The sequence below is a fragment of the Streptomyces adelaidensis genome (assembly GCF_016598475.1).
Lineage (GTDB): Bacteria > Actinomycetota > Actinomycetes > Streptomycetales > Streptomycetaceae > Streptomyces > Streptomyces adelaidensis.
In genome coordinates this window covers 1-2,288 of sequence record NZ_JAEMUX010000202.1, presented here as the reverse complement: position 1 = coordinate 2,288, position 2,288 = coordinate 1, and the positions used below count along the sequence as shown (strand labels likewise).

2 protein-coding genes are annotated in these 2,288 nt (G+C 67.7%); both read right to left on the bottom strand.

What is annotated here, in order from left to right; genetic code table 11:
- Positions 1 to 6: 6 nt before the first annotated feature.
- Positions 7 to 1,644, bottom strand: a complete 1,638-nt coding sequence (locus I8N67_RS41240; RefSeq protein WP_200309441.1) for a transposase — start codon at positions 1,642 to 1,644, stop codon at positions 7 to 9.
- Positions 1,637 to 2,215 carry an IS607 family transposase gene (locus I8N67_RS41235; RefSeq protein WP_200309440.1) on the bottom strand — a complete coding sequence of 193 codons (579 nt, stop codon included), beginning with the start codon at positions 2,213 to 2,215 and terminating at the stop codon, positions 1,637 to 1,639. The genes I8N67_RS41240 and I8N67_RS41235 overlap by 8 nt, the downstream gene beginning before the upstream one ends.
- Positions 2,216 to 2,288 lie beyond the last annotated feature (73 nt).

The window sequence follows — 2,288 nt, the reverse complement described above, 5'->3', positions numbered from 1 at the left end:
CCGTTCCTAAACAGTGTTCGGGAGTGACATTTGCTGCCAGCTCCCGGAACTGCGCGTATCCCGAGCGGTGTTGGATGCGCTGGGTTCCCGCGTTCGCTGTATCCCCGTCCGGCGATGTGCATCGTGGGCACGCTCCGTGACGGGTGGGCGGGTTCCCTCACGCCCTCCGGCACTCGGTTCGGCCTGGGCGGTCCGATGCCCACGACGATCACTCTGGTCGTCGTGGGGCGGTGCCGTCCGTCGCCGGATCGGGTGCCCGAGGGCGCGTCGCCCGATCGCGACACTCGCGGCGTCGTGTCGGGACATCTTTCGCTTGTTGCTGGTCAGGGGCTTGCGCCAGTGCTCATCGCCCCACATCGACGTGTACGCCGGATCGATGGCGACGATCGACAGGCCATGCTCGGCCGCCATGGAGACGAGCCGGGCCTTGAGCTTGCCGGTGGGGATGCCGGAGATGAGCTGCCGGAACCGTTTCTTGCGGCCGTGCTTCTCGCGGGTCTTCTCGGCGGCGAAGTCCAGGTTCTCGATGCCGATGGCCTTGACGCCGCACCGGTTGGCCCAGTGCAGGAGCTGGCTGATGGCGTGCCGGATCTGGGCGTCTCGGTGGTCGGCGGTGCCGGACAGGTCGTAGAAGAACCGGCACGGGTCGCCGACCGGGTTGCCGTGCGGGTCGAGCTGGTAGGTGGCGAAATGGTCGGCGTTCGTGTCGACGCCGATCATGCCCTGGGCGCGGGCTGTCTCCAGAGGCACGGTCTTGACCGGCGGAATCGCCCACGAGGCGGTGAGGTACCAGCGGCCCTTTGCCTTGTCCAGGTGGATGCGGTAGGCCACGGCCCGGTTCGCTTCGATCCGGTCGCGCCACTCCGCGCCCCGGTGCTGGAAGGCCACCTTGCAGGCGAGGACGTACCGGCCGAACCTGCCGTTGGCCAGGTGGGCAAGCGGTGCGGGCAGCTTGATGCTGACCTCGCCGTCCGGGGTGACGCGGATCGTCTCGTTCCCGTACCGCTTGCCGGATTCGCCGTCAGCAGCGAGGAACCACCGCTCAGCCTCCCAGCGTTCCCGCCACTCGGCCTCGGTGAGCTGGGCGGCTTCGAGGTTGTGACGGTTGTTGAGCAGGCGCCGGCCGCCGCGCACGACGTGCACGACACCAGCCTCCCGCCCGGCGCGGGTCTCATCGAGGTGGTGTTCCAGCGTGGCCAGACGCCGGGACTTGTGGAACCATTCGCCCTTGCTGCGATATCCGCCTGGTGCCCGCTTGGTGCCCTTCTCCCCGAGCGGCTGGGACAGCCGGTGCTTGAGGGTTTGGACACCGGCCTCAAGGGACTGGATGTGTGCGAGCTGGCAGCGCCGGGACAGCGCCCACTGATCGTGGGTGGCCTTCGTGATCGCCCCGGCCCAGCGCGAGGACGACTCTGCGGTCAGGCCCTGCTTACGGACAGCCCACGAGTCGCTGTCGTGGTCCAGGCCGTCCGCGCAACGGGCCTTGAGGTCCAGCGACGCGAGGCGTCCGAGGTGTTCGCCGACCAGGCACAACACCTTGTCGTCCTCGACGGTGAGGTGCTTGAGCCGGTCACGTATCGCTACCCCGGACGGGCCGAGCGCGACGAACGGCGCGTCGATGGTGCGGAGCTTCTTCTCAGCCATCGGCAGCCGCCGCCTCAAGAGCCTTCTTCGCCCGGTTCTTCGCGGAGCGGCGGCCGTACAGGCGGGCGCAGAAGGAGGTCAGGACCTCGACCATGTCGCGCACGAGGTCGTCTTCGACCTCGCCGTCATCGAGCACGACGAGCCGTCGTCCGGTCGCGGACAGGGCCGCTTCGACCAGTTCAACGTTCATCCTGCCGAGCCGGTCTCTGTGCTCGACCACGATCGTGGTCACCTTCGGGTCCGCCAGCAGCCGCTTCGCCTTCGCACGGCAGCCGTTCATGCCCGAGGCAATCTCGGACTCGGCACGGACGACCTGGTGACCGGCCTTCGCGGCCCACGCCGACAACCGTGCGGTCTGCCGCTCCAGATCGGCCTTCTGATCGTGGGAGGAGACGCGGGCGTACAAGCCCACTCCAACGGTCACGGTGGGTGAGGTGTTCGCGTCGATGTTCACCAGGATCGTGCGCGGCCCCACTCGTTCCGCAGGGATCGGCAACGTGCCCTCACGGAACCAGCGGTACGCAGTACGCGGGGCGATCCCCTGTGCGCGCGCCCATTCCGTCAGGTTCATACACGCAATCATACGACACTTGTGACACCTAAAAGACACTCATGGACACTTATTGAAGAGCAGCTGCGACCCC